The 6,852-nt window shown below is 50.3% G+C and carries 7 protein-coding genes; 3 read left to right on the forward strand and 4 right to left on the reverse strand.

Translation table 11 applies throughout. The annotated features are described in order from the left end of the window. Positions 1–4: 4 nt before the first annotated feature. The 4 genes from J5224_RS18640 to exbB all read right to left on the reverse strand — a co-directional run bounded on the left by J5224_RS18640 (position 5) and on the right by exbB (position 2,754). A complete protein-coding gene (locus J5224_RS18640; protein WP_264626777.1) occupies positions 5–670 on the reverse strand; it encodes an NAD(P)H-binding protein in 666 nt (221 codons plus the stop codon). Positions 671–698: 28 nt separating this feature from the next. Beyond that, positions 699–1,148 carry a YhbP family protein gene (locus J5224_RS18645; protein WP_264626778.1) on the reverse strand — a complete coding sequence of 150 codons (450 nt, stop codon included), beginning with the start codon at positions 1,146–1,148 and terminating at the stop codon, positions 699–701. 460 nt (positions 1,149–1,608) lie between these two features. Further along, entirely contained in the window at positions 1,609–2,031 is a 423-nt protein-coding gene (exbD, locus tag J5224_RS18650) for a TonB system transport protein ExbD (protein WP_264626779.1), read from the reverse strand. 3 nt (positions 2,032–2,034) lie between these two features. Further along, positions 2,035–2,754 (reverse strand): tol-pal system-associated acyl-CoA thioesterase, encoded by a 720-nt coding sequence (gene exbB, locus J5224_RS18655; RefSeq protein WP_264626782.1) that lies wholly within the window; start codon positions 2,752–2,754, stop codon positions 2,035–2,037. An 884-nt stretch (positions 2,755–3,638) separates the two neighbouring features. Here exbB and J5224_RS18660 point away from each other — a divergent pair. The 3 genes from J5224_RS18660 to J5224_RS18670 all read left to right on the forward strand — a co-directional run bounded on the left by J5224_RS18660 (position 3,639) and on the right by J5224_RS18670 (position 6,608). After that, a complete protein-coding gene (locus tag J5224_RS18660; RefSeq protein ID WP_264626780.1) occupies positions 3,639–4,616 on the forward strand; it encodes a TRAP transporter substrate-binding protein in 978 nt (325 codons plus the stop codon). Between the two features lie 177 nt (positions 4,617–4,793). Then, entirely contained in the window at positions 4,794–5,300 is a 507-nt protein-coding gene (locus J5224_RS18665; protein ID WP_264626783.1) for a TRAP transporter small permease, read from the forward strand. 15 nt (positions 5,301–5,315) lie between these two features. Further along, positions 5,316–6,608 (forward strand): TRAP transporter large permease, encoded by a 1,293-nt coding sequence (locus tag J5224_RS18670; RefSeq protein WP_264626781.1) that lies wholly within the window; start codon positions 5,316–5,318, stop codon positions 6,606–6,608. Positions 6,609–6,852 lie beyond the last annotated feature (244 nt).

Consider the following 6,852-nt stretch of genomic DNA (forward strand, 5'->3'; position numbering starts at 1 on the left):
AGAGTTAACCGTGCAGTTGCGGCGCAAGCGGCGGACTGCCCCAGGCGCGCAGTTCCTCGGCTTCGAGCACCGTCACACTGGCTTTCGGTTCGGGTGAAAAGGCGTGATTCATCAGTGCTCGGGCCACGGTTTTGCCTTCAATCGCTCGCCATTTAGCAGGCATCCACTTGAGCAGCGGAGCAGAAAAGTGCTCCAGTGGCCGTCGCGTAGCCCGTTCTCCCAGCAGCAGTGAAGGGCGTACCAATGTCAAATGTCGCCAGCCTTGCTGACGCAACGCCGCTTCCATCTCACCTTTGATGCGTGAGTAGAAAAACGGTGACGTAGCACTGGCACTCATCGCGCTTACCGTGAGCAGGTGTGTGGCTCCCAATGCCTTGGCTCGCGCAGCGCTGTCGACCACCAGCGTATAATCCACAAAGCGGAACGCCTGCTTACTGCCCGCCAGCTTGCGCGTGGTCCCCAGGCAGCAAAACACCATATCGACCGGCTCATGCAATTGCTCCAGCGCAACGCGCACATCCTCATGACACAGATTGACCAGTTTGTCCTGGGCGGGCAGCGGCCTGCGCGTGGGCGCATAGATAACCTCTACCCGGCTATTGGCTTGCAGTAGCTTAAGCAATTCCTGCCCAATCAATCCTGTCGCGCCTAGCAGCACTACTCGACTCATGGCTCCTCCTGTTGCCAGATGCATTCAGTTATCCGTCGTTTTCCTCATCGCGGTGCCAATGGCGTTTGGTGCCAAAACCCAGCGTATTGTCCGTCATCTTCAGGGTATCAATGCGCAAGCGCCAAACGGGTGAGGTGGCACCCCGAGCGATGGGAAAACGCTGCGTGTAACGCTCGCGAGCCGACACGGCCTCTTCACCCTGTAGCAGTAATGCCTGACCGCTGAACTGCACGCCTTTGATCAGCATAACGGTTTTAGGTTGACCAGCAATCGTCCCGGCAACTGCCGGGTAGCGCAGCATCATGTCACCATGGCGCGTCGAGGTTTCTGTCATGATGTAAAAAGCGACCTCATTTTCGTCATAAGTATAGAAGCAGCTCGCACACCATAATTCTGAATTTCCCCCTACGCATAGCGTCAACACATGCAGCTTTTTCATATAGCGGGAAATAATAGATAGCTCATTTCCTTTGCTCATCAGGCCTCTCCTGGTGCTATGACACGCATGACACACCCGCGCGCGTTAAAACAAAAATCAGAATATTACGCATTACCGATTCCACCGCTATATACCCTTTGCTATACGTGATTGCACGGTAAAACCTTATCGTAGTTCGATAAGTTACTCGTAACCTCTCATAATGCGTCATGGCGATGAAAAATCAACCTGTTGTAATCATTACACCGCGTTGTGATGCAAACAGGCAGCGTTACCGATGCCGAAAAAACAGACCATGCCTTCAGGACAGAAGCCAGTGTGAAGAGTGAATGACGGATGTACGTTGCTGACGACACACTTTACACGATGTGTTAGGGAGAGAGTTTGACGTTGATGGGGTTATAGCAGGATGCCGCAGGCAAAGGGGCAATATACACGTTTTACCTGAACGCACAGTATGACAGGCCGTCCCGCCAGAAGCGCGGGACGGTACAGGCGCTTATTTACCCGCTGATTCCATACCCACTAATCCGACTTTCAGATAGCCCGACTTACGTAAGGTATCCATCACTCGCATCATGGTTTCATAATCGACGGTTTTATCTGCCTGGAAGAAAATGGTGGTCTCTTTGTTAGCACCCGTTTGTTCATCCAGCAGGTTGGTCAGCCCGGTTTCACTGACGGCAATGTCACCCACATACAGCTGTTTGTCCGCCTTCACCGTCAAATATACCGGCTTTTCCGGACGAGGTTGTGGCACCGCGGTGGACGCAGGCAAATCGACACGGATATCGACGGTCGCCAGCGGTGCTGCCACCATGAAGATGATCAGCAGCACCAGCATCACGTCAATGAACGGCGTGACGTTGATGTCATGCATCTCGCTGTCACTGCTCGTATCATCGTGTAAATGCATCGCCATGACTTAACCCACCCGCAGTTTTTGATTAGCCGCCGTCAAACGGTTACCGTTACTCGCGGCCACATCCAAATCGCGGCTCACCAGCAAAAGCACCTGCGCTGCCACATCACCCATCAGCGCTTTATAGCTGCCAATCCCGCGAGCGAACACGTTGTAAATCACCACCGCCGGGATAGCGGCGACCAAACCAATCGCGGTGGCCAACAGCGCCTCGGCGATCCCCGGCGCGACGACGGCCAGGTTAGTGGTTTGCGTTTGGGCAATGCCGATAAAGCTGTTCATGATGCCCCAGACCGTCCCGAACAACCCGACGAAGGGCGCCACCGCACCGACCGTTGCCAGATAGCCGTTACCGCGCCCCATATGGCGACCGGCAGCGGCCACGCGGCGTTCCAGACGAAAGGCGGTACGCTCTTTGATGCCATTATTGTCATCAGAACGGGCGGAAAGGGTTAACTCATTTTGCGCATCGGCCAGTAATATCGCCGCTGTGCTATCGGCGTTAAAGGCCTCAACGATATCTGCCGCGTCATCTAAGGTGCGTGCCTGCTCCAACGCCGCATATTCACGGCGCAGGCGACGTTTGGCCCCCACCAGTTCGACGCTTTTACCAAAGAAGATCGCCCAGGTGATCACAGAGGCCAGCAGCAAACCGATCATGACGGACTTCACCACCAGATCCGCATGCTGATACATGCCCCAGACGGAAAGATCGGTTTTCATGATATTGCCTGCACTGCCCTGCGGCAGGGCCAACGGCGATGCAGGCACCGCAGCAGCCTCTGCAACGGCGGGCTCAGCCGCCGCAGGCGTCGATGCGGCAGCCACTGGTGTGCTGGCAGCAGTGGTGTTGGCAACCGGTGTAGAAGCAGGTGCTGCGAACGCATTTCCACTTAGTCCTGCTGACGTGACCAGCCCCGCCGTTAAAACCAGAGCCGTCAACATGCTACGGGAAAATGCGCTGAACGCGCCGCGTTGTGTAAGCCAGGCGAACAATGCCTGGGAAGAAATATGACCGACAGCCGTTTTCACGCTGTGCCTCCACCTATACCAATGAATAGTACAACACCAATGAGTAGTGCATCGAATCGACGAGAAATGATAGCAAACTGAGCACGAATTGATAGTAGTTCTCATTAGTATTTATGCTTTTTAAGCACAAAAAACCCTAGCACCCATAAGGTAAAACACTGATTTACCCCCCCTCTGCATTGTCGGTCTGCCATTTCGCCAGTAGTATGACAACAAAAGTCGCATTCTGTGATCAACGTTGAGTTATTACACCATTGTTTGTTAATTAACGATAAGTTGTCTTACAGGAAACTTTCGATGCTAATAATTATCTTCATTAAAAACAAAGGAATAGAAATAATGAAAAACAGAAAATTTGCGTAATTACATTATAAAGTCAATAAATTACCCACATCACGCTTTTGTGATACGAGTCATTCTTCAAAGTGGTATAATAAGTTAATTTACTTGTAAAAGTGAAAACAATTGTGGCGTTCGCCACAGTATAGCAATGCCATTATTACATGTTTAGTTCTATTTATAAAACACTGCCGGTCAACGCATAAATATTTCCGTAGATACTTTTGGAGACCAGAATGAAGCTATCCAAGACTTTGCTAGGCATCTGTTTAACCTCTGCAACCCTACTGATGAGTTATTCTGCAAGTGCATTACAAATTAAAGCCGCTGATGTTCACCCTGAAGGCTACCCCAATGTGGTAGCCGTGCAAAAAATGGGTGAGAAATTAAAAGCCGCCACGGATGGAAGACTGGAAATAAAAACCTTTCCCGGCGGTGTTTTAGGTGATGAGAAACAGATGATTGAGCAAGCCCAGCTTGGCGCAATTGATATTATTCGTGTCTCCATGACCCCGGTTGCCGCCATTTTACCTGAAATAGAGGTATTTACTTTGCCCTATGTCTTCCGTGATGAAGATCATATGCACAAGGTACTGGACGGAAAAATTGGTCAGGAAATCGGTGATAAGATTACCAATAACAGTAAATCCAAACTGGTTTTCCTCGGCTGGATGGATGCGGGTACGCGTAACCTGATTACCAAAGACCCAGTCAACAAACCGCAAGACCTTCAAGGCATGAAAATTCGCGTACAGGGCAGCCCTGTTGCGCTGGCTACCCTGAAAGCGATGGGTGCTAACTCTATTGCCATGGGCGTGAGTGAAGTGTTCAGCGGCATGCAAACGGGCGTTATCGATGGCACGGAAAACAACCCGCCGACCTTCGTCGCACACAACTACATGCCCGTAGCTAAAAACTATACCTGGAGTAAACATTTCATCATTCCAGAACTGTTCCTGTATTCAAAAACCAAGTGGGATAAATTGTCCAAGGAAGATCAAGCGCTCCTCCTTAAACTTGCCAAAGAAGCGCAGAACGAACAACGTGAATTGTGGAAAGCGTATAACCAACAGTCACTGGATAAAATGAAAGCAGGCGGTGTTAATTTCCAAGAAACCGATACTGATTACTTTTATAAAGCGACACAATCGGTACGCGATCAATTTGGGGCCAAGTACCAGGATTTGATCAAAGAAGTCGCCGATGTGAAGTAATGTTGACAACGTGGGTCAGGCGTTACATTCACTGACCCACACATTATCCCTTATATAACTATCTACTCTGACAGACATTATTATGCTGAATGGTCTGGGCTTTGTCCTGCGTTACGCCGTGACGGTTCGATATAGCAATCAAAACATAATAACGAAGAGTATATACAGGTGAAAATGATGGGTCGTACTTATATCTCCGCAATGGATATACTTTATCTTATCGCCATGTGGGTATCAGGCTTGACGTTATTAGTCATGACGTTAATTATTCCTGTCGGTATCTTCGCACGTTATGCGTTGAACTCAGCCCTCTCCTGGCCAGAACCCGTCTCCATCATTTGTATGGTGACGTTTACTTTCCTTGGGGCTGCGGTTGGCTATCGCGCATGTTCACACATTGCCGTGAGTATGTTGACAGACAGGCTTCCAGAAGCAGGCAAAAAAGCCTGTGTCCTGATTACTGATTTGTTTATGCTGCTGATCAGCCTGTTCATACTCTACTACAGTGCACAACTCTGCATAGAGCTGTGGGAACAACCCGTGGCAGAGTTCCCGCTATTGAGTGCTGGCGAAACCTACCTCCCGCTGCCTATCGGCTCTTTCATCACATTGTTGTTCATTATTGAAAGAATATTCTTTGGCCCGCAGGATAAACGTCCTGTCGTGATGCTCGGCAACGCTTAATCCGGAGGCATAACCATGGATGCATTTATTTTGATCGCCACATTGGCGGTACTGCTCGCCGTCGGCGTGCCTGTCGCCTATGCGGTGGGTCTGAGTGCCATTGTCGGCGCTTTTTGGATCGATATTCCGCTTGAAGCGGTGATGATCCAAATCACCAACGGGGTAAACAAATTTTCGCTGTTAGCCATTCCATTCTTTATTCTGGCCGGGGCCATCATGGCGGAAGGCGGCATTGCCCGACGTCTGGTGAACTTCGCCTATATTTTCGTTGGCTTTATTCGTGGCGGCCTGTCGCTAGTGAACATTGTGGCTTCCACCTTCTTTGGTGCCATCTCCGGCTCTTCGGTGGCGGATACCGCCTCCATCGGCTCAGTGATGATCCCAGAGATGGAGAAAAAAGGGTATCCGCGTGATTTTGCCGCCGCCGTGACCGCCAGCGGTTCGGTACAGGCCATCCTGATTCCGCCCAGCCACAACTCCGTCATCTATTCGCTTGCGGCAGGGGGGACGGTTTCCATTGCGTCGCTGTTTATTGCGGGCATTTTGCCCGGCATCATGTTAGGGCTCACCCTCATGGTGATGTGCGTTGGTTTTGCACATAAGCGTGGCTATCCCAAAGGAGAAGTCGTCCCTTTTAAACAAGCGCTGAAAATCTTCGTCGACACCTTATGGGGACTGATGACAGTCGTCATTATTATGGGAGGGATACTTTCGGGTATCTTTACCGCGACCGAATCTGCTGCAATTGCTTGTATCTGGTCATTCTTTGTCACGATGTTTATCTACAAAGATTACAAGTGGTCAGAATTACCAAAACTGATGTACCGCACGGTGAAAACCGTCACCATTGTGATGATTCTGATCGGCTTCGCTGCTGCATTCGGCGCCATCATGACCTACATGCAGTTACCAAGCCGAATTACCGAGTTTTTCACCTCAATCTCTGATAACAAATACGTTATTCTTGTTTACATCAATATCATGCTGCTGGTCCTTGGCACATTAATGGATATGGCTCCGCTGATCCTGATCCTGACACCGGTACTTCTGCCCGTCGTCAGCTCATTAGGCGTTGATCCGGTCCATTTCGGCATGATCATGATGGTTAACCTAGGGATTGGGCTTATCACCCCGCCGGTAGGCTCCGTGTTGTTTGTTGCCAGCGCCGTGAGTAAACAGAAGATAGAACAAGTGGTGAAAGCCATGCTGCCGTTCTACTGCGGCCTGTTTGTGGTACTGATGCTCATTACCTATATCCCTGCCATTTCCTTGTGGCTGCCTAAATTGTTCGGCGTCCATACCGGGTAACGCCGCCGCAACTCTGCCAGCCCTTGGTGCATAAGGGGCTGGCACTTTCCTGTTTTCTCCAGCATGACATCATTTCTACCTCTTCAAAAACAGTGACTCTGACCGTTTTTCTCCCAGATGAAAAAAACGCCATCCCGCTCTTGTTCACACCATGCTAACGTAGTTGTTTCCATTCTCTTTGGTGAAACAGACATGAGCAGCAAGAAAACAGCAACGGCGCTGGTCTCAGCAGGACGCAGCAAAA

The organism is Candidatus Symbiopectobacterium sp. NZEC135 (assembly GCF_025962695.1).

Bases quoted from the DNA above. Each gene is read 5' to 3' on its own strand.
- J5224_RS18640 (WP_264626777.1), bottom strand. From the start codon at position 670: ATGAGTCGAGTAGTGCTGCTAGGCGCGACAGGATTGATTGGGCAGGAA.
- J5224_RS18645 (WP_264626778.1), bottom strand. From the start codon at position 1,148: ATGAGCAAAGGAAATGAGCTATCTATTATTTCCCGCTATATGAAAAAG.
- exbD (WP_264626779.1), bottom strand. From the start codon at position 2,031: ATGGCGATGCATTTACACGATGATACGAGCAGTGACAGCGAGATGCAT.
- exbB (WP_264626782.1), bottom strand. From the start codon at position 2,754: ATGAAAACCGATCTTTCCGTCTGGGGCATGTATCAGCATGCGGATCTG.
- J5224_RS18660 (WP_264626780.1), top strand. From the start codon at position 3,639: ATGAAGCTATCCAAGACTTTGCTAGGCATCTGTTTAACCTCTGCAACC.
- J5224_RS18665 (WP_264626783.1), top strand. From the start codon at position 4,794: ATGGGTCGTACTTATATCTCCGCAATGGATATACTTTATCTTATCGCC.
- J5224_RS18670 (WP_264626781.1), top strand. From the start codon at position 5,316: ATGGATGCATTTATTTTGATCGCCACATTGGCGGTACTGCTCGCCGTC.